The organism is Chryseobacterium sp. Bi04 (assembly GCF_918698085.1).
Classification (GTDB): Bacteria; Bacteroidota; Bacteroidia; order Flavobacteriales; family Weeksellaceae; genus Chryseobacterium.
Genome location: NZ_CAKKLP010000001.1, coordinates 967,371 through 993,142, shown reverse-complemented (window position 1 = coordinate 993,142; position 25,772 = coordinate 967,371). Strand labels below are relative to the sequence as shown.

The following is a 25,772-nucleotide window of genomic DNA, read 5'->3' as shown; positions in this document are numbered from 1 at the left end:
GGCCTCCCGCTAGCGTTCATCCTGAGCCAGGATCAAACTCTCCATTGTATGTTTGTCTGACTCACTCAAAGTTTTGACGCTTTAGTTTTTCCTTACTTGGTTGTTATATTGTATGTCAATGATCTTTATATCTTTCGCTTTATAATGAAGCACTCTCTCTGTCAGTGGCGCTCCATATTTGCGAGTGCAAAAGTAAAACTTTATTTCGTAATGACCAAATGTTTTCGAAAGAAAATTTAAAGTTTATTTGATAACCTTAACTCCTTCTATAACCCTTAATCTTCTATACTCCTGCGCTCCCATATTGGGACTGCAAAGATACAAATCTTTTTTACTTCCGCAACTTTTATTTCTAAAAATTTTGAAGTCTTTTTTTAGACTTATTTTCTTTTCGAGTATATCGTTTCTGCTTATCTAAAAGCCCTTCTGCGCTTACTGATCTTCTTTCGTTTTTCAGTGCGGCAAAGGTAAGCCAACTTACCTATACCAAACAAGTTTATGTAACACTAAATTCATATTCCGTTCATTTTTTATCTTAACACCCTGGAAGGTAAGGTGAAAAGTTTTAAACAAATGTTTGAGGAGTTATAAGTTATAAGTGATGAGTTATGAGTTGTGAGTAATGGGTGATGGAAGTTATTCCATATATATGGTATTGTTCTTTTACTATATATTACTTTTATATGATCGGGTTGTCTTATCTGAAAATCCTGGATTTGGTTTTGGCTAAAGCCAATGGATGGGGTTGTTTTATGTGGATGGGCTAAAATATGTTCCTATTGAACAGGTGTTCTGGAAAGAATGGGTTTATTATTGGCGGCTGGCTACTGGCGGCTGGCTATTGATCATTGATCATTCACTATTGCTATTGACCATTGACCGTTCACTTACTACCTTTTTATCAGGCTTCTTTTGTAATGTATCACTCCTACCCTAGCCCCGATAGTAACGGATACCCCGCAGCATAGCTTGGAAAATGGAGGGATACAGCGCAGGGAGCCATGGCGTGAGGAGTATGAGTGGATAGCGGGAAAAAGCTCCTCTTGAGTTCGAGAGTTCGAGAGTTGGAGAGGGGTTTGGGAGTGAACAAAAAAAACATTCCGTGAAAATCTTAGCTGTTAAAGATTCTCACGGAATGATTATAAAGTAAAGTTATATGGTTTAATTCAGAACATACGATGTTCCGTCTCGCCCGTCTTTTAATTCGATACCTTCAGCCAGTAGCTTGTCTCTTATCTGATCTGAAAGGTCAAAGTTCTTGGATTTTCTTGCTTGATTTCTAAGTTCAATTAAAACTTTCAATGTCTGATCAAGTTTTTCATTGTTATTTTCCTCTACAGCCTGTAATCCCAATACATCAAAGATAAAAGCATTCAAAGTTGCCTTTAAATCTTCAAGGTCTTGTGTAGAGATAGTTTCTTTGGCATCATTTAAAGCAAAGATGTATTTTACAGCTTCAAATAAATGAGCAATCAGAATTGGAGAATTGAAATCATCGGTTAATGCTTCATAACATTTGTTTTTCCATTCTTTAAGGCTGAAAGCAGACTGTTTATTATCGTCAGGAGCGATTGAGTTTAATACTTTCACAGCCTCCATCAATCTGATAAATCCTTTTTCGCTGGCTATCATCGCATCATTGGAAATATCCAAAACACTTCTGTAATGTGCCTGCAGGAAGCAGAAACGAACAATTGACGGATGGAAAGGCTTTTCAAAGAAGTCGTTATCTCCTGTAACCAGTTGCATAGGAAGAATATAGTTTCCTGTAGATTTACTCATACGCTGGGAATTCATCGTCAACATATTGGCATGCATCCAGTAATTTACCGGAGCAGCGTCATTGCAGGCTTTCCCCTGGGCGATTTCACATTCGTGGTGTGGGAATTTCAAGTCCATTCCTCCTCCGTGAATATCGAAAGTTTCTCCAAGATATTTTGTGCTCATCGCTGTACATTCAAGGTGCCATCCCGGGAATCCTTCTCCCCAGGGAGAGTTCCATCTCATAATATGAGCGGGAGAGGCTTTTTTCCAAAGGGCAAAATCCTGTGGGTTCTTTTTCTCACCTTGTCCGTCAAGATCACGGGTATTGGCAAAAAGCTCTTCTATATTACGTTTTGAAAGTTCACCATAATTAAGTCCTCTTTTATTGTATTCCAATACATCGAAGTATACTGAACCGTTGCTTTCGTAGGCGAAACCTCTTTCAATCAGTTTTTGTGTCAGTTCGATCTGTTCTACAATATGACCGGTAGCTGTGGGCTCGATATTGGGAGGAAGCAGGTTGAACATCTCTAACACTTTATGAAAATCTACGGTATATTTCTGTACGATTTCCATAGGCTCCAGCTTTTCAAGTCTGGTCTGTTTTACAAATCTGTCATTATCTACGTTTCCGTCATCGGTAAGGTGTCCGGCATCGGTAATGTTTCTTACATATCTCACTTTATACCCTAAATACATTAGGGTACGGTAGATAAAATCGAAAGAAAGGAAAGTTCTTACATTTCCCAGGTGTACATTACTGTAAACGGTAGGCCCACAGACATACATTCCGATATTACCTTCTAAAATAGGTTTGAATATTTCTTTTTCTGCTGTAAGCGAGTTATATATTTTTAGTTGCATTTATTTTTTATTAAAGATTCAATAGTTTAAGATTTAAAAATTAGTTAAAATAATATTCTGTCACAACAAATAATTGTTGTGATATAAATTTTATCTGAAACTTTTTTAAATTTTATCATAATCAAATCGCTTTTAAATGATGTTGCAGATGTTCTACATAATCATTGATAATAAATTCCAATGTAAAAACCTGGAGTTCTGTTTTGGTGGTATCACAAGTTCTCTGTAGTGCTTCATCAGGAATATTTTCAACCACACGAACAATCTGGTAGTTCAACGTCTTCCAAAGGCTGATAACCTCATCAGTAGGAACATTCTGATAGTTCTGGATTTTCACCCATTCATTTTGATCGTATACAATATTCTCATTCTCCTTATATTGAGTGACTACAAATCTACGGATATTTGTAAAAGCACTGTCACAAAGATGTCCTATAATTTCTTTTTTAGACCATTTTTCTGGTGTAGCTTTATAATTCCATTCTTCTTCGGAAATTGTTTGAAATCTCTGAAGTCCGGCATCTACCATATGTTTAAGAACCTGATAATTCATTACTAATAATCTAGTTTTGCATGGCTTCCTACATAATGTAAGAATTCCTGTCTTGTAATAGGGTTTGTTCTGAAAATACCACTTAATTCAGCTGTTATGGTGGAGCTTGATGTATCTTTAATTCCTCTGCAGTTTACACAAAGGTGTTTGGCATCAATGATGCAGGCTACATTTTTTGTTCCTAAAGCTTCTTTCAGGGCGTCTACAATCTGCATAGTCAATCTTTCCTGAACCTGTGGTCTTTTTGCATAATAATCAACAATTCTGTTAATTTTTGAAAGACCTATTACTTCTCCGTTTGAGATATAGGCTACGTGTGCTCTTCCAATAATCGGAAGGAAATGATGTTCGCAGAAAGAATATACGGTAATATCTTTTTCCACTAACATCTGACGGTACTTATATTTATTGGAAAAGGTAGAAATACCCGGCTTATTTTCCGGCAGTAATCCGCCGAAAATCTCATTCACATACATTTTGGCTACACGCTTCGGAGAATCTTTTAAAGAGTCGTCTGTCATGTCTAACCCAAGGGTTTCCATAATTTCACCAAACAGCTCAGTAATTTTTTCAATTTTTTCCTGTGGCGATTTATCAAAAGCATTTTCCCTTATAGGCGTATGTTCTTTTCCTGTGAAAATATCATCGTCGTTATCAGTAAAATCAACCATTTTTATTTAATTTGCAGCAAAAATACGGATAATATTAATTCATTTATTTTAAAATAGACCGAAAAATATTATCTTTTATAACCAGTCTTATTAAAAAACCTATGATTATTGTCGAAGAAGTACAAAATAAAAAACATAAAAAGGAATTTCTGGAATTCCCTGCACAACTTTATCTCCACGACAACCATTATATACGCCCTTTAGATAAACATATTGAAGAAATTTTTGATCCCCGAAAGAGTAAGTTTTTCAAATATGGAGAATGTAAAAGGTTTTTGTTTAAAAAGAATGACAAAACAGTGGGTAAAGTCGCTGTTTTTATCAACACCTGTTATGAACAGAAGCAGCCAACAGGAGGTTTTGGTTTTTTCGACTGTATTCATGATCAGCAAACGGCTAATTTTATTTTTGACCATTGTAAAAGCTGGCTTCAGGAAAAAGGTATGGAAGCGATGGATGGGCCTATCAATTTTGGAGAAAGGGATAAATTCTGGGGTCTTTTGGTTGAAGGTTTTACTGAACCTTTATTTGGTATGAATTACAACCCACCTTATTACAGAGAGCTTTTTGAAAATTATGGTTTTAAGATTTATTTTGAACAATTTTGTTTTACAAGACCCATTTTTGCAGAGGTTTCGAGGGTTTTCACTATTGCATATGAGAGAAACAGGAGAAATCCTGCTATTTCTGCCCAACCTATGAAAAAGAATAACCTTGAAAAGTTTGCTAAAGATTTTACGGAGGTTTACAATAAAGCCTGGGCTTCCCATGGTGAAGGAAAACATATAGAGGAAGCTAAGGTCCTGAAAATGTTTAATACGATGAAGCCTATTATCAATGAACATATCTCATGGTTTGTCTATGAAAATGAAAAACCGATTGCGATGTGGATTAATCTCCCAGATCTTAATCAATGGTTTAAATATCTCAATGGAAAATTCGGAATTTTTGAAAAGCTTAAATTTTTATGGCTAAAGGAGTTTAAAAGGAATGAAAAAATGGTTGGTCTGGTTTTCGGGGTAGTTCCAGAATGGCAGAAAAAAGGTATTGATGGGTATATGATCTGGAAAGGGACCCAGCATTTAAGGGAGCATACGGACTTTACAACTACTGAACTGCAGTGGATTGGTGATTTTAATCCAAAGATGATCAAAATTGCAGAAGCTCTTGATACTACAGTGACCAGAAAACTGGCAACTTACCGATATTTATTTGATAGAAATAAAGAGTTTGAAAGACATCCTATCCTTTAAAATGAGGAAGCCTGGGTCTGCAAGATGGAAGTTATTGAAGACCAAAGATTCAGTTTTGCTTCAGATTAAAAATAAAATCCCTGCCATATATAAACAGGGATTCCTTCATTTTTGGTACTTTTATTAGAATAGCTCACCGGCTACTTTTTTAATATTATCACTTTTCCCCATTGAGTAAAAGTGTAAAACAGGAACTCCAAAATCCAGCAGTTCTTTACATTGGGCAATGGCCCATTCTATTCCGATTTGTTTTACGGCTTCATTATTTTTAGCATTTTCAACTTCATTGATTAATTCTTCCGGCAGATCTATTTTAAATACTTGTGGCAACAGTTTCAAGTGCCTTTTGGTAGCAATAGGTTTAATTCCCGGAATAATAGGAACGGTAATTCCCATTTCTCTTGCTTTCTGAACGAATTCAATATACTTTTTATTGTCAAAGAACATCTGAGTCACAATATAATCTGCTCCGGCATCTACTTTCTGCTTCAGCCATTTCAGGTCATAATTCATGGAGGGTGCCTCCATATGTTTTTCGGGATATCCTGCCACTCCTATGCAGAATTTATTAAGCTCATCACAAATCTGATCTTCGTCATGAAGGTACTTTCCTCTTCCCAGGTTATTAATCTGGTTGACAAGGTCCATAGCACTGGCATGCCCTCCCTGGGTAGGTTCAAAATACTGATGTCCTTTCATTGCATCTCCTCTCAATGCCATAACGTTATCTATTCCAAGGTACATACAGTCTACCAAAAGATATTCTGTTTCTTCTTTTGTAAATCCTCCACACAGCAAATGTGGAACTGTATCTACATTATATTTATGTTGAATAGCGGCACAAATTCCCAACGTTCCCGGCCGCATTCTTGTAATACGACGTTCCACCAGCCCATTTCCTTTATCGAGATAGATATATTCCTCTCTTGAAGTGGTAACATCAATGAACGGGGGTTTGAATTCCATCAGCGGATCTATATTCGTATACAGATCTTCAATACCGATTCCTTTCTGTGGCGGAACAACTTCTAAGGAGAATAAAGTTTTGCCATTTGCGTTTTTAATGTGTTCTGTTATCTTCATGTTATATTTTAGTTGTTGGTTGATAGTTGATAGCTAAGAGTCTTGATTTGTAAACAAACTATCAGCTCTCACCCATGAACTATAAACTTTTTTTAATCTGCTAAGTTGGGTGACAACCATTTTCTTGCTTCCTGAATGGTACACCCTCTTCTTGCAGCATAGTCTTTAAGCTGGTCTTCTGTAATTTTTCCTAAACCGAAGTATTTTGCATGCGGGTTTCCGAAATAGTATCCGGAAACCGCTGCTGTAGGAAACATGGCTAAACTTTCGGTAAGGTAAACGCCTATATTTTCTTCTACTTTTAAAAGATCCCAGATTGTTTTCTTTTCCAAATGGTCAGGGCAAGCCGGATATCCGGGTGCAGGACGAACTCCTTTGTATTTTTCGGCAATCAGATCTTCGTTGCTTAAGTTTTCCTGGTTGGCATAGCCCCAGTACTCGGTTCTTACTTTTTTATGTAAAAACTCGGCGTAAGCTTCTGCAAAACGGTCTGCCAATGCTTTTACCATGATGGCATTATAATCATCATTGGCTTTTTCATATTCAGCGGACAATTCATCTGTTCCAAAGCCTGTGGTCACACAGAAAGCTCCTACATAATCTGTTTTTCCTGAACTCTGAGGAGCAATAAAATCACTTAAAGCCAAATATTCTTTTCCTTTTGATCTTTGAGCCTGCTGTCTTAAAGTTAAAAACTTAGCCTGCTCATTATTATTCTCATCAAAGATTAAGATATCGTCAGATTCATTGGAGTTGGCTTTAAAAATTCCGAAGATGGCTTTTGCTGTTAATAATTTTTCGTCTAAAATTCTTTTTAAAATAACCTGGGCATCCTTAAATAATTCTTTAGCCTGAACGCCTACTACCTCATCTTCTAGAATATTAGGGTATTTCCCATGCAGGTCCCAGCTTCTGAAAAACGGCGACCAGTCTATAAAAGGAAGAAGCTCATGCAAATCCTGGTTTTCAAAAACTTTTATACCTAAGTTATTCGGTGTAAAAATCTCTTCATTTTCCCAATCAATTGTAAAATGATTTTTTCTTGCTTCTTCAATTGATACATAGTCTTTATCAACCTGTCTGTTCAGGAATTTTTCCCTGAAATCTGAGTAATCATTCTTTAGATCTGAAACATATTCTTTATTTCGGTCACCCAATAATGAACTTACTACATTTACTGCTCTTGAAGCATCATTCACGTGAACAACTGCATTTTTATATTTTAAATCGATTTTCACAGCAGTATGTGCTTTTGATGTAGTAGCACCTCCGATCAATAAAGGAAAATCTAAGTTTTGTCTTTCTAATTCTGAAGCGATATATACCATCTCATCCAGACTTGGAGTAATTAACCCGCTTAATCCAATGACATCTACTTTTTCTGCAATGGCTGTCTGAATAATCTTTTCGGCAGGCACCATCACTCCAAGATCAACGATTTCATAATTGTTACAGCCTAAAACTACACTCACAATATTTTTACCAATATCGTGAACATCTCCTTTTACTGTTGCCATTAGAATTTTCCCATTCGCAGGTCTTGATCCGTCTTTTTCAGCTTCAATATAAGGCTGTAAATAGGCAACTGCTTTTTTCATTACTCTTGCCGACTTTACGACCTGTGGCAGGAACATTTTTCCGCTTCCAAATAAATCTCCTACCACTCCCATTCCGGTCATCAGATTAATTTCTATGACATGAAGCGGTTTTTCGGCAACTTGTCTGGCTTCTTCTACATCTTCTTCAATAAAACGGTCGATACCTTTTACCAGTGCATACGTAATTCTTTCCTGCAAAGGATTGTTTCTCCATTCTAAATCTTCTGTTTTTTCTTTCTTTACCGACTTATGTTTTTCGGAATAATCCAAAAGTCTTTCTGTAGCATCTTCTCTCTTATCAAGAATGACATCTTCTACGAGCTCCAGAAGTTCTTTATTAATTTCATCATAAACCTCCAGCATTGCAGGGTTTACAATTCCGATGTTCATTCCGGCCTGGATGGCATGATAAAGAAATACGGAATGCATGGCTTCCCTTACGGTATCATTTCCACGGAATGAGAAAGAAACATTACTCACCCCTCCGCTTACAGATGCATAGGGAAGATTATTCCTTACCCACCGTGTTGCTTCAATAAAATCGATGGCATTTCTTCTATGTTCATCCATTCCTGTAGCCACCGGAAAAATATTTAAATCGAAAATGATATCTTCGGCAGGAAAACCAATCTGGTTCACCAAAATATCATAAGACCTTTTTGAGATTTCAATTCTCCGTTCAAGACTATCTGCCTGCCCTACCTCATCAAATGCCATTACAATCACAGCAGCACCATATCTTTTGATGGCTTTTGCATGTTTGATAAATTCTTCTTCTCCTTCTTTTAAGCTGATGGAATTTACCACACATTTCCCCTGTGCCACCTGAAGACCAGCTTCTAAGATTTCCCATTTGGAAGAATCCACCATGATTGGTATTCTTGCGATATCCGGTTCGGAAGCAATTAAGTTCAGGAACTTGATCATGGACGCTTTTCCGTCAATCAATCCATCATCAAAATTGACATCAAGAATTTGTGCCCCACCTTCCACCTGATGGCGGGCAATATCTAATGCTTCAGAGAATTTCTCCTCTTTAATAAGTCTTAAAAATTTTTTGGAGCCGGCAACATTGGTTCTTTCACCAACATTGATGAAATTACTCTCCGGTGTTATGATAAGAGGCTCAAGGCCCGATAATCTTAAATACTTCATTTAATTTTATTCTTCTAAAATATAATAGGCATTATTTGCATTCTGCCTTAATAAATCTCTATGCTTGGCTAAAGCAGTGATCAGTGGAAACCTTTTGTATGCTAAACCATACTTTCTAGCAAATTTTTCTATCTCCTCAGTGATTTCGTTATAATACATATAGCTATAATTTGGAAATAAATGATGGGCAACATGGAAATTAAAATTCCCCAACACATTTCTCACCAGCCAATTGTTTTCTTTTAAATCATTAGTGACTTCAAATTGGTGACGAAGCCAGCTGAATGGAAGTCCATTACTCCTGTCTAATCTCGGAAAAGCATTATCAGGCAGCGGATGCAGGGGCAATAAAACAAACAAGGCAAAAATACTTGCTGAAATCACCTGTAAAAACCATGCTCCCAATGCCAAGCCTACTGATACTTTAAAGAACATAACAGGAATTACAATCTGATAAAAAAAGTAGAACAACTTATAGCCTATCATTTTTATTTTTTCTATCGCAGGTATTTTTCCCTGGGTTTTCAAAATCACCCTTTCCTTATCAAAGAAGTCTCTAAAATCTCTTATAAACATCCAGTTGAATAAATACAACGGATATACTAAAAAGAAAAACTTATCCTGATACTTCTGTACTCCTTTTGCTTTGATCCAGGGAATGATTAACAGCAAACCACTCTGCTCGATATCGGTATCCCAGCCGTCCACATTCGGATAGGCATGATGACTTGCTATATGCCTTTTTTTCCAGATGTAGGAATTAGCTCCCACAAAATCAAAAATGTGCAAAACCAGAAAATTCAGTCTTTTACTTTTATAAATATTATTATGAGCTGCTTCATGAATTAGATTTAAGTAAATCAAAACCAAAAAAATGCCCATTGCAATAAAACTCAATATATACATCCAAGGCTTTTCTGCGTTGAGAACTGCAGAAAAGTATAAGCTTATATAGATCAATGGCAGGATAACAGCCTTCACCTGAATATAAATATCCCTGTTTTCAGGAATTGCTTCTACCCTTTGGTTCACTTTCTTTCTCAGTTCATTAAACAGTTTCGCATCGTCTGAATTTTTTAAGTAACTCGGCTTTTCCATTACATTAAACTTTATGGTTTATTTAAAGTTAATATTTACAATCCAGCCAACATTCTTGATTTTGATTAAAAAAATCTATCAAATCACACAAATTCCTTCAATTTTCTTGGCGGATATTTTTCTACCATATCAGCAATTGCCTTGATATGTTCCGGAGTAGTACCGCAGCATCCTCCGATAATATTGACCAATCCTTTTTCTACATATTCTTTAATCTGTCTGGCCATATCTTCCGGTGTCTCATCATATTTCCCAAAAGCATTCGGTAAGCCTGCATTCGGATAAGCCGAAACATAGAATTCTGAATTATGGGCCAGCGTTTCCAGGTAAGGTGTCAGCTGATCTGCTCCTAAAGCACAGTTGAAGCCCACGCTTAACAGGTTCAAATGAGAAACTGAGATCAGAAAGGCTTCTGCTGTCTGCCCGCTCAAAGTTCTTCCTGAGGCATCGGTAATGGTTCCTGAAACCATGATTGGAATTGTAATTCCTCTTTCTTCCTGAAGTTCATCAATGGCAAATAAGGCGGCCTTGGCATTCAGTGTATCAAAGATGGTTTCTACCAACAAAATATCTGATCCTCCATCCAATAGTGCTTCACATTGCTGCCTGTAAGCTACTCTCAATTCTTCGAAAGTAATCGCTCTATACCCAGGATCATTAACATCGGGGCTTAAACTTGCTGTCCTGTTTGTAGGCCCTATAGATCCTGCCACAAATCTCGGCTTATCAGGATTTTTTGCGGTGTATTCATCGCAGGCTTTTCTGGCAATTCTTGCAGACTCATAGTTCAGTTCATAAACCAGTTCTTCCATGTGATAATCTGCCATTGCAATCGTAGTTCCTGAGAACGTATTCGTTTCAATGATATCAGCACCTGCTTCCAGATATTTTTTATGAACTTCTTCAATCGCATGGGGCTGTGTCAAAGAAAGCAGGTCATTATTTCCTTTTACCGGATGTTCCCAGTCTTTGAATCGCTCTCCGCGATAATCTTCTTCTTCAAACTTGTAACGCTGAAGCATTGTTCCCATGGCACCGTCGAGGATGAGGATACGCTCTTTTAAGGCTTTATTTAATGATTCTATATTTGTCATGTCTCTTATAGTTGATGAGTGAATAGGACCATGTCCTATCTTGTACTAAATCGCCCCTTCAGGGCTTTATCAATTAATCTAAGGCTTGCTTCAGGTCTACAATGATATCTTCTACATTTTCCAGCCCTACTGAACAACGGACTAAACCTGCCGTAATCCCTACTTCGTTTCTCTCTTCATCAGACAATTTGGAATGCGTTGTAGAAGCCGGGTGAGTAACGATCGTTCTTGTATCACCTAAGTTAGCGGAAAGTGAACACATTTGTATCTTATCTAAGAAATTTCTTCCGCCCTCTATTCCTCCTTTTATTTCAAAAGCAACGATATTTCCTCCGAGCTTCATCTGTTTTTTGGCAACTTCATAGTTCGGATGGGATTTCAGGAATGGATATTTTACCAGTTCTACATTAGGGTGACTTTCTAAAAACTCGGCTACTTTCAATGCATTTTCACAATGTTTTTCAACACGGATTGCCAATGTCTCCAGGCTTTTTGATAATACCCATGCATTAAAAGGAGATAGTGCAGGTCCTGTATTTCTTGCAAAAAGATAAATTTCTCTGATCAGCTCTTCCTTTCCTACTGCAATTCCTCCTAAAACTCTTCCCTGTCCGTCAATCAGCTTCGTTGCTGAATGTACAACAACATCTGCACCATATTTTATCGGCTGCTGAAGATAAGGTGTTGCAAAACAGTTATCTACAATGAAAATAAGATTGTATTTTTTAGCAATCTGCCCGAAAAACTCCAGATCCAGAATCTCAATAGCAGGATTGGTGGGTGTTTCAAGATATAGAATCTTTGTATTAGGCTTGATATATTTTTCTACATTTTCAGCATCGCCTGCCTTGAAGTAGGTGGTTTCAATATTCCATTTTGGAAAATACTTGGTAAACAAGGTATGGGTAGATCCAAAAACCGACTGGCAGCTTACAATATGATCGCCGGCATTCAATAATGCTGCAAATGTGGAATAAATTGCCGCCATTCCCGTCGCAAATGCATATCCTGCTTCTGCACCTTCCATTTTAGCAATTTTATCTGTGAATTCCGTTACGTTCGGGTTAGAGAAACGGCTGTATAGGTTTTTAGGCTTTTCTTCGGCAAAGCTTGCTCTCATATCTTCGGCATCCTGGAAAATAAAGCTGGATGTAAGATATAATGGCGTGGAATGCTCGTCAAACTGGGTTCTTTCAGTTTGGGTTCTTATTGCTGATGTTTCAAAATTCTCCATATAGTTTTAATTAATTTACCAATATAGCAGTCTAACAATATAGCAATGAGATTCTTCGCTACGCTCAGAACGTCCATTTATAAATATTGGTAAACTTTACATTGTCAAATTGTTACATTAATTTTATTTTATTTCACTTACTCTTAAAATATCTCCGAAAACGCCTCTGGCAGTTACCTGCGCTCCGGCTCCGGCTCCCATAATAACAATTGGATTTTCACCGTAGCTTTCTGTATAAATCTCAAATATGGAGTCTGAACCTTTTAACTGCCCTAATGCTGAACTTCCCGGTACAGAAACTAGCTTGACATCAAGCTGTCCTTTTTCTTCCTGCAGATTTCCGTGCAGATCTCCTACATAACGCAGTACATGCCCAGGCTCCTGGTTTTCTTTAATCTTCTGATATTCTTCATCGAGTTCTTCCAGCCTTGAGATAAATTCATTTTTCTCTACAGCCAGAAGATTTTCAGGAATCAGGTTTTGAATATTAATATCCTGGAATTCGTTGATCAGATCCAGCTCTCTTGCCAAAATCAGAAGTTTTCTTGCTACGTCATTTCCAGAAAGATCTTCACGCGGATCCGGTTCTGTGTACCCTTTCTCCATTGCTTCTCCGATAACTTTGGAAAACTTATCGTTTCTTACAGAGAAGTTATTGAAGATATAGCTTAAAGACCCCGAGAATACGCCTTTTATTCTTGTAATATTTTCTCCTGAAAGGTGTAATAATTTAATGGTATCAATTAACGGAAGACCTGCTCCTACATTTGTTTCATACAAATACCGTCTGTTGTTTTTACTCAACGTATATCTTAGTTTACGATATTCTTCAATAGGAAGTGTGTTGAAGATCTTATTGGAAGAAACCAGGTCAAATCCGTTTTCGGCTAAGGCATGATAGTTTTTTACAAAATCCTTACTCGCCGTATTATCCACGACAATCAGATTTTCTAATTGATTTTCATTGGAGAATCTGATCAGTTCCTGAACATCTGATGAATGTTCTGCTGTTAGAACCTCATCATTCCAATTTGCATCAAATCCTTTTTTATTGAAAGCTATTTTCTTTGAATTCGCTACTGCAACTACTTTTAAGTCTATTTTCTTGCGTCTTTTAATTTCTTCTGAAGATTCAAGAACCTGTTCAATTAATGTTTTTCCAACATTTCCATGGCCTATAATTGCCAGGTGAACCGTTTTTGGTTTTTTGAATATTTCAGATTCTAAGATATTTCTGGTTTTTTCATCCTGTGACGATGTTACTACGATGTTTACTCTGTTTTCTCCTGAAACCTGGTTTAAAAGCAATGGAAAAACATTATTTCTGGCCAGCTCAGCAAGGACTTTATTAAAATCTTCTGCTACAAATCCAAGTACAGAAACATTATTGATGCTGTAGATTTGGGAAACTTTTCCCGATTTTCTTTCTGCTTCAAATTCATCGATAAGACAAGCCACTGCTTTTTCTGCATCATTTTCCTGAACCAAAATAGAGATTCCGTTTTCTATAGCTTGCTGGGAAATTACCCCTACACTGATACGCGCTAAAGTGAGCGCTTTGAAAATTCGTCCGTCAATTCCGATTTCTCCAAGGAAATCTTCTCCTTCAAATTTAATGATTGATCTGTTCTTCAAAAATTTTATTTCGTTAGCATTTTTCATGAGTATATAAAATATTTTTTATGATAGTATTTAATTGTTGGTATTCCATTAGGAAGGCGTCATGCCCATGTACTGATTGGATCTCGTGATAAGAAACATTCTTATTTTTCTCTGCCATTCTTTCAAAACACATCCTGATCTCAGAAGCAGGAAAGAATAAATCTGTATCAACGGAGATCATGTGCATTCGTGCCTGGATTTTATCCAGCATTGATTCATCTGCATTGATATTCATTAACAGATGGTTCATGAGCTTATATGCTTTTAAACTAAATCTATCGTTTAATGCATTACCGTGATAAACCAGCCAATCTTCCGATTCTAAGCTTTTTTTCTCCTTATTGTATTTGTTTTGAAATCTGTTATTGAGTGATTGTGGAGTCCGGTAACACAACATAGCATGAATTCTGGCTTTTTGCAGAGGTTCATCTTTATCATTCAATAAAAACTTCTGAACCAGACATTGTGCATGCAGCCAATCGTGAGTTCTGTAATCACAGGCTATAGGAATAAATATTTCCGCCAGTTTAGGCTGCTTTGTAAGCATTTCCCAAGCAATGCTTCCTCCCAGAGAGCCTCCAATAATGGCATATAGTTTTTTGATCTGTAAAGTTTCCAGCCCTTTCAAAAAGATATTGGCAATATCTGCCGGGGTGAAATCTTCATAATCTTCAATTAAAAAATTATCATATCCGTTTCCGGGAATATTAAAACACAGAACTGTATATTTTTTTGTATCAACTACCTGATTTTCACCAATTAATTGTTTCCACCATCCTTTTTCTCCGGATACATTTGAGTTTCCGGTTAGCGCATGATTGATTAAAATAATGGGTGCAGTAAACAGGTCTGTCCCGAAAAGCTCATAGCTCAACGGGATATAATATTCCTTTTGGGAATTGGTTTGATACGAAAGATTAATATAGTTTAGTTCTGTTTTCAATTCTATTATTTTTAATACAATTGAAAATGCCACAGGAAATGGCTGAAAAGAACTTCAGTAAGTTATCTGTCCAAAATTATTTTGGTAGAACGTAGCACCTTCTTTGCTTGCACAAAGGGTTGCTAAGGTTTCATAGGGTCTAATCCCTCAACCTTTCTTGATAACATTTTCAATATTTGAATGAACGAATGATGCAAAGGTAGTTTTTTTCTTTTAATTTCAAAAAAAAAAAAATTAATATTTTAATATCCCCAATAAATACAAGTATTTCAAGGGTATATTAAGAATTATTCAGATGATAGGAATTGGAATTACTTTTCAAAAAAACTAACTTCGTATAGAAAAATGATGTGATATGACCTCCGAAAAAGAAAGATTACAAGATTCCAAATGGAAAAACTGGGGACCTTATGTAAGCAACCGGCAATGGGGAAATGTACGTGAAGATTACAGCCCAAACGGAAATGCGTGGAACTTTACCAATCATAACAATGCAGAAAGCTATGCCTACCGTTGGGGAGAAGAAGGTATTGCAGGTATTTCCGATGTCAAGCAGCTGTTCTGTTTTGCATTTTCATTTTGGAACAAGAAAGATAAAATTGTAAAAGAGCGGTTCTTTGGGTTGAGCAATCCTCAGGGAAACCATGGTGAAGATATCAAAGAAATTTTCTATTACCTGGATAATACTCCTACTCATAGCTATATGAAAATGGTTTATAAGTATCCGATCAATGCATTTCCTTATGATGAGCTTCTTACAGAAAACGGAAAACGCAGCAAAAAGGAACCGGAATATGAAATTTTTGATACCGGAATCTTCAACGACGATGAATATTTTGATATTTTCATTGAATATTGTAAGGCTGACCATAACGATATTTTAGTAAGGGTTACGGTATGTAACCGAAGCCAGCACGCCGCACCAATTGTGGTAGCACCAACGGCATGGTTCAGAAACAACTGGAAATGGGGATATAATACCTATAAAGGCGAAATGACTTCTTCTCATGATGGGAGTATCAGCATTGGTCATGACAGTATTTCGATTAAAAAGCTATATTCCAGAAATGGGAATGCAAAACGGGTATTTTGTGATAATGAAACCAATACTTCCAAGCTTTACGGAGCTCCCAAGATTGAAAACACTTACTTCAAAGACGGTATTAATGACTTTATTATTCACAAGGGAGACACTGTAAATCCTGAGAAAAGAGGAACAAAAACATCTTTTCTGATTGACGAACTTATTGAAGGCGGACAATGTAAGATTTTTGAATTCAGACTGTGTCCTGACGAAACTGATGAACCTTTTCAAAACTTTGATGAGATCTTCAATACCAGGAAAGCTGAAGCTGAAGAATTTTACAGCGAAATTCAACATGACACCACTGATGAAGATGAAAGGAATGTTCAAAGACAGGCCTTTGCCGGGCTTCTCTGGAATAAACAGTTTTATCATTACAATATTGGAAAGTGGCTGAAAGGTGATCCTAATTTTGAAGCACCCAGAAACTTTAATGAATACGTAAGAAATACAGAATGGAATCATCTCCACAATAAGGATATTATTTCCATGCCTGATAAATGGGAATATCCCTGGTATGCTACCTGGGATCTGGCTTTTCACTGTGTTCCTTTATCCATGATAGATGCAGAATTTGCCAAGGGACAGCTTTTGCTATTGACCAAGGAATGGTATATGCATCCTAATGGGCAGCTTCCTGCCTATGAATGGAATATGAGCGACGTAAACCCACCTGTACATGCATGGTCCTGCTTCAGGGTTTTTAAAATTGATGAGAAAAATAATGGAAAACCTGATCTTTTATTTCTGGAAAAAGTATTCCAGAAGCTTCTCCTGAACTTTACCTGGTGGGTAAACAGAAAGGATAAAAATGGAAAGAATATCTTCGGGGGCGGTTTCCTGGGTCTTGATAACATTGGTGCTTTTGACCGGAATATGGTTTTAAAAGACGGGCAGCATCTTGAACAGGCTGACGGAACAAGCTGGATGGCTATGTACGCTTTAAATATGATGCGCATTGCAATGGAACTGGCCCAATATTACCAGGTGTATGAAGATATGGCTATTAAATTTTTTGAGCATTATCTTTATATCGCAGAAGCAATGGAAAATCTGGGTGAAGGAACCAAAGGCCTCTGGAATGAGGAAGACGGTTTTTTCTATGATGTTCTTCAACTTGGAAACGGAGACAGTGTATCTTTAAGGCTGAGAAGTATTGTGGGATTAATTCCTCTTTTTGCTGTTGAAATCGTAGACCACAGATTACTGGAAAAGATGCCGAACTTCAGAAGCAGAATGGAATGGATCTTAAAAAACAAACCTGAACTTACTAAGCTTGTTTCTCATTGGGATGAGGAAGGACATGGAAGGAAACACTTAATGAGTATCCTTCGTAAAAACAGACTGACAAAAGTTTTAACAAGAATGCTTGATGAAAAGGAGTTTTTAAGTTCTTACGGAATTCGTGCCATGTCTAAAGTATATGAAGAAAATCCTTTTATATTTTCTGTTCACGGAACGGAAAATATAGTTTATTATACTCCTGCAGAAAGTGACAGCAGAATGTTTGGCGGTAACAGCAACTGGCGTGGCCCTATATGGTTTCCTATTAATTTTCTGATTGTGGAAAGCTTACAGCGTTTTCATTATTATTATGGGAACAGTCTGAAAGTAGAGTTTCCAACAGGAAGTGGGGATAAAAAAAATCTTGATGAAGTAGCCCAAAATATCAGTAAAAGACTTTGCTCTATTTTCTTAAAGGATGAACATGGCCAACGTGCTTTTAACGGCGGAAATCCGAAATTTAATCATGATGAACACTTTAGAGATTATATCACTTTCTTTGAATATTTCCATGGAGACAATGGACGTGGCGTAGGGGCTTCCCATCAGACAGGATGGACTGCTACCGTAGCTAAACTTATTAAACCAAGGCTGACATTTTAATAGGCTGTGAATCATAAAAAAACCGGATGAGACATCCGGGTTTTTTTATTTTTTAAGACAATAGAATTAAATTTTATCTCCATTCACAAAAACTTCGTATCCGATTTCTACATTCGGTTCTAACGTTTTTGATACGGAACAGTATTTTTCAAAAGATAATTCTGCTGCTTTTAATGCTTTCTTAGGATCAATTTCTCCTTCCAAAAGGAATTTTACTTTAATAGATTTAAAAGGCTTTGCATCATCTACCTGAATTCTCTCTCCTTCCACTTCTGCCTGAAAGCTTTTAATATCCTGACGCTGCTTTTTTAAAATAGAAACCACATCAATTCCGCTGCAGCCTGCTACAGCCATCAGGACACTTTCCATTGGAGAAACACCTTTAGCTCCCGGCTGGGAAGTATTGTCCAAAAGAATAGAGTTTCCTTGGGAGTTGGTACATTCAAATAAAAAGTCGTCGTTTATTCTGTTGAGTGTTATTTTCATTATTGCTTGTTGCTTGTTGCTTGTTGCAAAGTTATAAAATTCCTCTCGCTTTTATCTCCAAGTATTTATTGATAACATCAATATTCAGGTTTTCAGGAAGGGTATATACGGTGTAAATTCCATATTTACGCAGCTCCTGGATAATTAGTTTCTTTTCAAATTCAAATTTTTCAGCGACGATCTCATCATATATCTCCTGCATATTTTCGGGATTTTTATTGATCAGCGCCTGGAGCTCAGCATTTTTGAAAAATACCACTACCAGCAAGTGATTTTTAGCAATTCCACGAAGGTATTTCAACTGGCGGTTTAATCCGTCCAGTGTTTCAAAATTGGTAAAAAGCAAAATTAAACTTCTCTGGTTGAGCGAATATTTTACATCCTGATACAACCGGTTGAAATCACTTTCAAAGAAATCTGTTTTAATATTGTAAAGGGCTTCTGAGATTTTTTTCAACTGTCCGGATTTATTATCGGCAGCAATTTTATTTTCTGCTTTTTTTGAAAAAGTCATCATTCCGGCCCGGTCTCCTTTTCTCAAAATAATATGAGACAATGCCATGGCAGCATTAATAGAATAATCCAGCAGACTTAGTCCATTGAAGGGCATTTTCATTGTTCTGCCTTTATCAATCAGTATAAAAATACGCTGTGATTTCTCATCCTGAAACTGGTTAACCATTAAGCGATTGGCTTTGGACGTTGCTTTCCAGTTGATGGTTCTGATATCATCTCCCGGAACATAATCCTTGATCTGTTCAAACTCCATGGTATGCCCTAACTTTCTGACTTTCTTAATTCCTCCCAGCATAAATTCGCTCTGCAAAGCCATCAGTTCATATTTTCTGAGATGGATAAAGGATGGATAGGAAGGTAAGATCGCATCCTTCTGAAAACTAAATCTTTTGGAAACCAATCCCAATGGTGAAGAGGCATATACATTCAGACTTCCAAAATGATATTCTCCTCTTTCTTTAGGTTCCAGTGCATATTGGAAAAAAGTATTTGTCCCGGAATGAATATGTTTTTCAATTAAAAAATCTCTTTTCTGAAACTGGAAAGGTATTTCATCAATAATTTTGGTGGTAATCTTAAAACTGTAATTGTTTTTAATATCAATTTTCACAAAGTTTTCGTCGCCATTGGATAATTTCTCCGGCACTATTCTTTGAGCCTGTAATGCACTTTTCTGATTAAAGAGAAGTAGGTAATCAACCATTACCGCAAGAAAACATACCAGTAACACGATATGGGCAACCCACATCAATGCCGGGAAGAAAAATGCCAAAACATACAGAACCCCCACTCCGATGAGCGTAAAGAAGAAACGTGTATTGATGTATAAGTTTTTCATTGTTTAGGTTGCAGATGACAGGTTTTAGGTGAGTGTTTATTAGCTTTATCACAATCATTTATTGCTACCTATCTCGGAATTTCTATTCCCTCTAAGATTTGACGGATAATTTCATCTGCCGTAAGACCTTCCATTTCTCTTTCCGGAGAAACGATCACTCTATGTCGCAAAACAGCATAACTTGCTTCTTTAATATCTTCCGGAGTTACAAAATCTCTTCCTCTCAATGCCGCAAATGCTTTTGAGGCTGTGAGAAGCGCCAATGAAGCTCTGGGAGAGGCGCCCAGATATAAAAACTGGTTTTCTCTGGTATTGATGATAATTTTAGCAATGTATTCCATCAACTGTGCTTCCACAATGATTTCTTTTACCAAATGCTGATAGCTCTTCAGCTGTTCTGCTGTAATTACATGATTTACGCCTTCGGTTTTATCTTCTTTTTTACTTTCATGCTGATTTCTGATAATGGCTATTTCCTGTTCAAGATTAGGGTATCCCACATTAATTTTGAATAAGAAACGGTCCAGCTGAGCTTCAGGAAGCCTATAGGTTCCTTCATGCTCTATTGGGTTTTGGGTAGCCACCACAAGGAAAGGTTCATCCATTATATAACGGGTACCATCCATTGTAATCTGTCTTTCTTCCATGACCTCAAAAAGAGCAGCCTGTGTTTTTGCAGGCGACCTGTTGATCTCATCAATTAATATGAAATTGGAAAAAATAGGTCCTTTTTTAAATTCAAACTCCGAATTTTTCACACTGAAAACCGATGTTCCTAAAATATCGGAAGGCATAAGGTCCGGGGTAAACTGAATTCTGCTGAAGCCTACATCAATCGTTTTTGCCAGTAGTTTTGCAGTAATTGTTTTAGCAACTCCCGGAACACCTTCAATTAAAACATGACCGTTTGAGAGTAATGCAGCCAACAGATGTTCTATCATATTCTCCTGCCCTACAATTACTTTTCCTATTTCAGATTTTACTTTATCAATGCTTGCACGAAGTTCAATCATATCTATTCTGGATTGAAACTGGTCTTCGCTTTTATTAAGGTTTCTCGTGCTTTGATTTTCTATGTTTTCGTTATCAAGGTTTTCCATAATTTTATCTTTGGTTTTTTGACAGGCTTCGTTCTATCTCTACATTGTCCAATCAGGACTTTACTTTATTTAAGAATCTCATCAAGGAGTTTATTGATCCTTGCCAGGTCTTCTTTCATGACACTTGCATATGGGTCCTGAGCTTTTTTAATAAGCCCTATTGCCTCATCTATCATCTCTATTGTTTTTCCGGTTTTCAATTGCAGTTTTTTTGCAAATTCCGAATCTAATTGCTGGGTATCAATCAGCAGGTCCATTCTCACTTTATTTAGGAAATATTGGGCTTTTTTGGCCATCATATCGTGAAAATCACCTTCCTGAAGATAAAGATTCCCTATGCTTTTAACAAAATCTAAAGAGGTATTTCTCAATGGTTCTATAACGGCTACTACCCTTTGCTTTCTTTTAGCATTAAAGAAAATAAACAGGGTAAGTCCGCCTAAAAGAACCCACCAGGCATATTTCAAAGCAGGATTTGACAATACAAACCTCATAAAGAAGCGTGATGCTTTAGTGCTGCTTGGTACAAACCAAACCGTTTCCCTATCCTGAAGATAAGAAAAAACATCCTGTGTGTATTTTACATTTCCGGGCTTCAGAAGATAGTAGTTGGTGAGGAAAAGCGGTTCACAGTGAGCATAAATATTACCTTTCCCAAATTTTACTTTAATAAAATTGGCCTGATCCGTATTCTTTCTTTCCACTGTCTTACCGAGTATCTCAATCTGGGGCTTAATAAATGAAAAACCTCTTCCGGACGGAAATTTATCCAGTTTTATAAAATCGTTCTGATATTTTTTATCGGTAAGCTTCAGCACATTCTCTTCTTCAAAAGAAATATCTGAGTCATAATAACCAATACTGTCGGATATTTCTTTGGGCATGCTGCGTTCCATAATCAACATCGCATCGGAACCATTGGATACCTGATCCAGGATTTTCTTCCATGACTCTTTGTCAATATTGTTTTCGATAACAACAATATTATGGATTCCTCTTTTATGTTGATTATAATACTCGTAAGGTGTCTGCTCAGTTTTTTTGAGCTTATTTTTAAAGAGATCCTTTGCTTCATTATTAAAAACAAACAGCCCGAAAGGAGACTTCTCGTTAATATCGAAGTTTTTGCGCCAGTTTGTAGTCTCTTTTTTGTTAACTTCAAGCAACGCCAGAATAACCATCACAACGATGAAAATTACAGCATATATTTTGAAAGTTTTATTCATGGTTAATCTTTAATTATGGTTTAAACACCTGATACTGGTTTTTAAATTTCCTGTAACTCTGTTCTTCAATATTGAATTCCCCATACCATACATAATCGAAGATATAGGCAAGGCTTGAAAATTCGTTTTTCAGATGGGTTGCTTTTAGCTCCATTGTATAATCTTTGTTCGTTTTTTCGGGGTTCCAGTCGATCAGTTTTTTATCACTTAATTTTTTAAGAATAAACAAGAACTGATAACGTACTGCCGAACGGTAATCTCCTTCATGTTCAAACTTTGCAATACTTTCAGGAAAATTAATCTCATGGATATTTTCATGAAGTTCTTCTACCTTAATATTTATTTTTTTATTCTTTCTACCAAAAATAAAGCTTCCGTCTTTTCCCAGCATATATCTGATGATAAAGTAGAGAAGAAATCCTACCAGGATAATGGCAAATAGCCGAATGAGAACTGTAGTGAGCTCTGCAGATTTGGAAAGAGCTGTTTCTCCAAAAATACTCTGCAAAAGCTGTCCAATCTTTCTCATTAGCTTCTGCCAGAAAGATTCTCTTGGCTTGGTTACAGAATAGTCGTATTCTTTACCTTTATATCTGGAAGGAATGTTTTCTTTAAATTCCTTTGAATATACCCTATTTTCTGATACAGGATTTTTCATCAATACAGAATCTGCACGCAGCATATTGTGGTAATGATTTCTACTCAAAGAATCTCCCAGATAGTCATCCACAGGAATATTTTCCTGAGCATTAATCAATTCCAGGGACAAAAAAAACAGTATGAAAAACAGAAATTTATTCATTATTACCAATGGTGTCTATTTCTTCAAGTTCCACTTTCTGGTGAAGATCTGTTCTGCTGTCATAATACATCAGCCCTCCGTTAATATACATCAGATTGGAAAGGAAAAATGAGAGAAGCATTGAAATACCATAAAAAACAAAAAAGGCAATACCTATTGCACCTGTAAAGGGATTTTGTTCAAAGTTTGCATCCGGAGCAGTGGTAAGGATTGATCCGTAAAAAAATATCATCGGAATGTAGGTAAAAAATGAAGCCACAATGGAGATAATAATCACCATCACAAATGCCGCTCCCCAATACTTCCAGTATGGAGATTTTTCACTTCCGTTCGGATAGGAAAACTGTGCCCTCATTGAATAACTCAAACTTTCAAAAAAACCTCTGTTTGAATTAAAATAATCATACATCAGAAATGTAGTGACATTAAATATTGTAGGATACACAAGAAATATCAGGAAAAAACCAATTACAATAAATATCAGGAGATAGGAAAATCCAATCACAAACAGGGCCAGCGGTGCTACAATAAAAATAATTCCAAGGCATAACTTCACTATTTTTCCGGCATTGTTTTTAAAATCACTCAGGATTTCATCGGTTTTTATATTTTTTGCCCCCTGGGCAATTCTTTTCACATAGAAAACAGGAAACAGATAATTGACGATGGCCAGGACCATAAAAAGTAAAAACGTAAGCAGCCCTACTACAATCAGCATTCCTCCGTTTTCTGAAAAATATTGCTCAAAATAGTACGTATCACCACCCAGATTGGATCCGAAAAGCTGAGAAAAGAGCTCTTTATATCCGAAAACCACGACAGTTACCATAAGAATTAACAATAAGCCATTAATCAAAAGATAGCTTTTGAAATAGTTTTTTCCGTATAATTTGAAAAAATTGAAACTGTCACTTATAAAAGTTCCAAAATCCCTTTTTTTATAAAACTGTATCATTGATTTGGTTATTAATTTTTTTATTGACGATTGACGGATATACAAAATAATAAAATCCAATAATCACAAGTGAACTGAAAATAATTGCTATGTTCAAAACCAAAGGCATTTTCAGCGCATGCCTTGTCACATATCCTTCAATAATTCCTGCACAAATAGTGAATGGAATGGTACTCAAAAATATTTTAAATGAATCTTTAAATCCCCTCTTAAAAGAATTAAACCTTGAAAAAGTTCCCGGAAACAAAATAGAAGCTCCTAAAATTAATCCACACATGGCTTCTACTACCATAGCAAAAATCTCAAAGACCCCATGGAGCCATATTCCTCTTGCACTGTCCTTCAAAGCTCCATATTCATAGAAAAAATACTGAAAAGAACCTAACATGACACTGTTGGAAAGAAGAGCAAACAGCGTTCCCACTCCTCCCGCAATACCATACATGTATAATTTGGCTCCTACCTGGATGTTATTAAAAATAATTCCTATGGTACTTCCCCATGTAGATCCGCTTTGATAAATTCCTACAGCATTGTTATTCTTTATATTTTCAATAGTTTCATTTACATAGCTTTCCCCAAGGATAATATTTGCAAAATCTTTATCATAGACGGCAGAGAGCACACCTATTGAAGTAAACAGAATAAAGAAAAGAAAAGCATACATCAGGTATCTTCTATACTGATAAACCAATAATGGAACTTCTGTTCGGAAAAAATAAATCAACCGGTTCTCTTCTACCCTTTTTGTTTTATAAATTTTCTGAAAAATCTGAGACGACAAGTGGTTTAAGTAAACAGTTGTATTGCTTTTAGGATAGTATGTCTGTGCAAAAGACAGGTCATTGATCAAATTAATATACAGTGAAGACAGGTCATCAGGATTTTTTTTAATTTTTCCTTGAATAACCTGTTCTATTCCCAACCATTTTTCTTTATTTTGTTTAATGAAATAAACTTCTCTCATAATTGTAAGGCTAAAATAATAAAAATTATGTCTCAAATTGCGATAAATACTTCACAAAATGTAAATATTAACTTCAATACGGCCAGTGTAGGAGAAAGAATGCTTGCATTTATTATTGACCTTTTGATAAGAGTTGCTTTTGTTGTTATCGTATTTTATACTTTTTTTAATATTTTAGATTTGGGATATTTATTAAGTGGCCTTGACCAGTGGTCTATGATGGCTGTTTATATTGTTCTTACCTTCCCAACTTACATTTATCCTGTAGTGTTTGAGAGTTTGACAGAAGGACAGACTCCCGGTAAAAAACTGATGAAAATAAGAGTGGTAAAGATTGATGGTTACCAGGCCAGCTTTGGAGATTATATGATCCGCTGGGTTTTCAGGCTCGTTGATGTTTCTTTTGCCGGAATAGTAGGTTTAGTTTCAATGATTATCACCAAAAACAATCAGCGACTGGGAGATATCGCTTCCGGAACAGCAGTAATTTCTTTAAAAAACAATATTAATATCTCTCATACTATTCTGGAAAATATCCACGAGGATTACATACCCTCTTTTCCTCAGGTTATTGCATTAAGTGATAACGATATGAGAATTATTAAAGACAACTACACCAAAGCATTGGAAATAGATGACCGTCAGATTATCACTAAGCTTTCCAATAAGATCAAGAGTATTTTAAAACTGGAGATAGACGCTACCCAAATGACGGAAAGACAGTTTATTAATGTAATTATCAAAGATTACAACTACTATACAGGAAAGGATAATTAATGACAATTAGCAATAATTGGCAATTTTGCGATGCAGTTGAATCGTCAATTTGAAAATACCCTGTAGAAACTCAAGATAAAGCTTATCTATAATTACTCATTACTGATCATTCATACTCATAGTAACCAGTGGTGCAATTTTTGCATCTTTAGTCCTAAAGCC

The 25,772-nt window shown here is 36.3% G+C and carries 18 protein-coding genes, 1 pseudogene and 1 riboswitch; of the genes and pseudogenes, 3 read left to right on the top strand and 16 right to left on the bottom strand.

Annotated features, from left to right (window positions below; translation table 11 throughout):
* Window positions 1-1,161 precede the first annotated feature (1,161 nt).
* The 3 genes from cysS to folE form a co-directional block, all read right to left on the bottom strand.
* Window positions 1,162-2,628, bottom strand: coding sequence for a cysteine--tRNA ligase (cysS, locus tag LQV47_RS04380; protein ID WP_230034214.1), 1,467 nt, complete (start codon window positions 2,626-2,628; stop codon window positions 1,162-1,164).
* 121 nt (window positions 2,629-2,749) lie between these two features.
* Window positions 2,750-3,181 carry a DinB family protein gene (locus LQV47_RS04375; protein ID WP_230034212.1) on the bottom strand — a complete coding sequence of 144 codons (432 nt, stop codon included), beginning with the start codon at window positions 3,179-3,181 and terminating at the stop codon, window positions 2,750-2,752.
* A 2-nt stretch (window positions 3,182-3,183) separates the two neighbouring features.
* Window positions 3,184-3,852 carry a GTP cyclohydrolase I FolE gene (gene folE / locus LQV47_RS04370; RefSeq protein ID WP_230034210.1) on the bottom strand — a complete coding sequence of 223 codons (669 nt, stop codon included), beginning with the start codon at window positions 3,850-3,852 and terminating at the stop codon, window positions 3,184-3,186.
* Window positions 3,853-3,953: 101 nt separating this feature from the next.
* Between folE and LQV47_RS04365 the strand changes: the two genes are divergently transcribed.
* Window positions 3,954-5,105 (top strand): hypothetical protein, encoded by a 1,152-nt coding sequence (locus LQV47_RS04365; RefSeq protein WP_230034208.1) that lies wholly within the window; start codon window positions 3,954-3,956, stop codon window positions 5,103-5,105.
* A gap of 123 nt (window positions 5,106-5,228) precedes the next feature.
* Here the strand turns inward: LQV47_RS04365 and metF are convergent, their stop codons facing one another.
* The 6 genes and pseudogenes from metF to LQV47_RS22530 all read right to left on the bottom strand — a co-directional run bounded on the left by metF (window position 5,229) and on the right by LQV47_RS22530 (window position 14,951).
* Complete coding sequence (metF, locus tag LQV47_RS04360) at window positions 5,229-6,188, bottom strand: methylenetetrahydrofolate reductase [NAD(P)H] (RefSeq protein WP_230034206.1); 960 nt, start codon at window positions 6,186-6,188, stop codon at window positions 5,229-5,231.
* A gap of 92 nt (window positions 6,189-6,280) precedes the next feature.
* Complete coding sequence (metH, locus tag LQV47_RS04355) at window positions 6,281-8,941, bottom strand: methionine synthase (protein WP_230034204.1); 2,661 nt, start codon at window positions 8,939-8,941, stop codon at window positions 6,281-6,283.
* A gap of 6 nt (window positions 8,942-8,947) precedes the next feature.
* Window positions 8,948-10,039, bottom strand: coding sequence for a fatty acid desaturase (locus tag LQV47_RS04350; RefSeq protein ID WP_230034202.1), 1,092 nt, complete (start codon window positions 10,037-10,039; stop codon window positions 8,948-8,950).
* Window positions 10,040-10,122: 83 nt separating this feature from the next.
* The gene (locus tag LQV47_RS04345) at window positions 10,123-11,133 is read right to left on the bottom strand and encodes a homocysteine S-methyltransferase family protein (protein ID WP_230034199.1); all 1,011 of its coding nucleotides are present in this window, start codon (window positions 11,131-11,133) and stop codon (window positions 10,123-10,125) included.
* Between the two features lie 73 nt (window positions 11,134-11,206).
* The gene (locus tag LQV47_RS04340; protein WP_230034197.1) at window positions 11,207-12,367 is read right to left on the bottom strand and encodes an O-succinylhomoserine sulfhydrylase; all 1,161 of its coding nucleotides are present in this window, start codon (window positions 12,365-12,367) and stop codon (window positions 11,207-11,209) included.
* 123 nt (window positions 12,368-12,490) lie between these two features.
* Window positions 12,491-14,951, bottom strand: a pseudogene (locus LQV47_RS22530) (alpha/beta fold hydrolase).
* A gap of 80 nt (window positions 14,952-15,031) precedes the next feature.
* A riboswitch (SAM riboswitch) is annotated at window positions 15,032-15,139 on the bottom strand.
* A gap of 188 nt (window positions 15,140-15,327) precedes the next feature.
* Between LQV47_RS22530 and LQV47_RS04325 the strand changes: the two are divergent.
* Window positions 15,328-17,943 carry a glucosidase gene (locus LQV47_RS04325; protein ID WP_230034191.1) on the top strand — a complete coding sequence of 872 codons (2,616 nt, stop codon included), beginning with the start codon at window positions 15,328-15,330 and terminating at the stop codon, window positions 17,941-17,943.
* Between the two features lie 66 nt (window positions 17,944-18,009).
* Here LQV47_RS04325 and LQV47_RS04320 read toward each other — a convergent pair whose 3' ends face one another.
* The 7 genes from LQV47_RS04320 to LQV47_RS04290 form a co-directional block, all read right to left on the bottom strand.
* A complete protein-coding gene (locus LQV47_RS04320; protein WP_230034189.1) occupies window positions 18,010-18,429 on the bottom strand; it encodes an OsmC family protein in 420 nt (139 codons plus the stop codon).
* 31 nt (window positions 18,430-18,460) lie between these two features.
* On the bottom strand, window positions 18,461-19,783 hold the full coding sequence (locus LQV47_RS04315; protein WP_230034187.1) for a DUF58 domain-containing protein: 1,323 nt from the start codon (window positions 19,781-19,783) through the stop codon (window positions 18,461-18,463).
* Between the two features lie 68 nt (window positions 19,784-19,851).
* A complete protein-coding gene (locus tag LQV47_RS04310; protein WP_230034185.1) occupies window positions 19,852-20,883 on the bottom strand; it encodes a MoxR family ATPase in 1,032 nt (343 codons plus the stop codon).
* Between the two features lie 65 nt (window positions 20,884-20,948).
* A complete protein-coding gene (locus LQV47_RS04305) occupies window positions 20,949-22,109 on the bottom strand; it encodes a hypothetical protein (RefSeq protein ID WP_230034183.1) in 1,161 nt (386 codons plus the stop codon).
* A 13-nt stretch (window positions 22,110-22,122) separates the two neighbouring features.
* The gene (locus LQV47_RS04300; RefSeq protein ID WP_230034181.1) at window positions 22,123-22,911 is read right to left on the bottom strand and encodes a DUF4129 domain-containing protein; all 789 of its coding nucleotides are present in this window, start codon (window positions 22,909-22,911) and stop codon (window positions 22,123-22,125) included.
* The gene (locus LQV47_RS04295) at window positions 22,904-23,866 is read right to left on the bottom strand and encodes a DUF4013 domain-containing protein (RefSeq protein ID WP_230034179.1); all 963 of its coding nucleotides are present in this window, start codon (window positions 23,864-23,866) and stop codon (window positions 22,904-22,906) included. Before LQV47_RS04295 ends, LQV47_RS04300 begins: the two co-directional genes overlap by 8 nt.
* Window positions 23,850-24,833, bottom strand: coding sequence for a stage II sporulation protein M (locus tag LQV47_RS04290; protein ID WP_230034177.1), 984 nt, complete (start codon window positions 24,831-24,833; stop codon window positions 23,850-23,852). The genes LQV47_RS04295 and LQV47_RS04290 overlap by 17 nt, the downstream gene beginning before the upstream one ends.
* 27 nt (window positions 24,834-24,860) lie before the next feature.
* Between LQV47_RS04290 and LQV47_RS04285 the strand changes: the two genes are divergently transcribed.
* Window positions 24,861-25,610 (top strand): RDD family protein, encoded by a 750-nt coding sequence (locus tag LQV47_RS04285; protein ID WP_230034175.1) that lies wholly within the window; start codon window positions 24,861-24,863, stop codon window positions 25,608-25,610.
* Window positions 25,611-25,772: the final 162 nt, after the last annotated feature.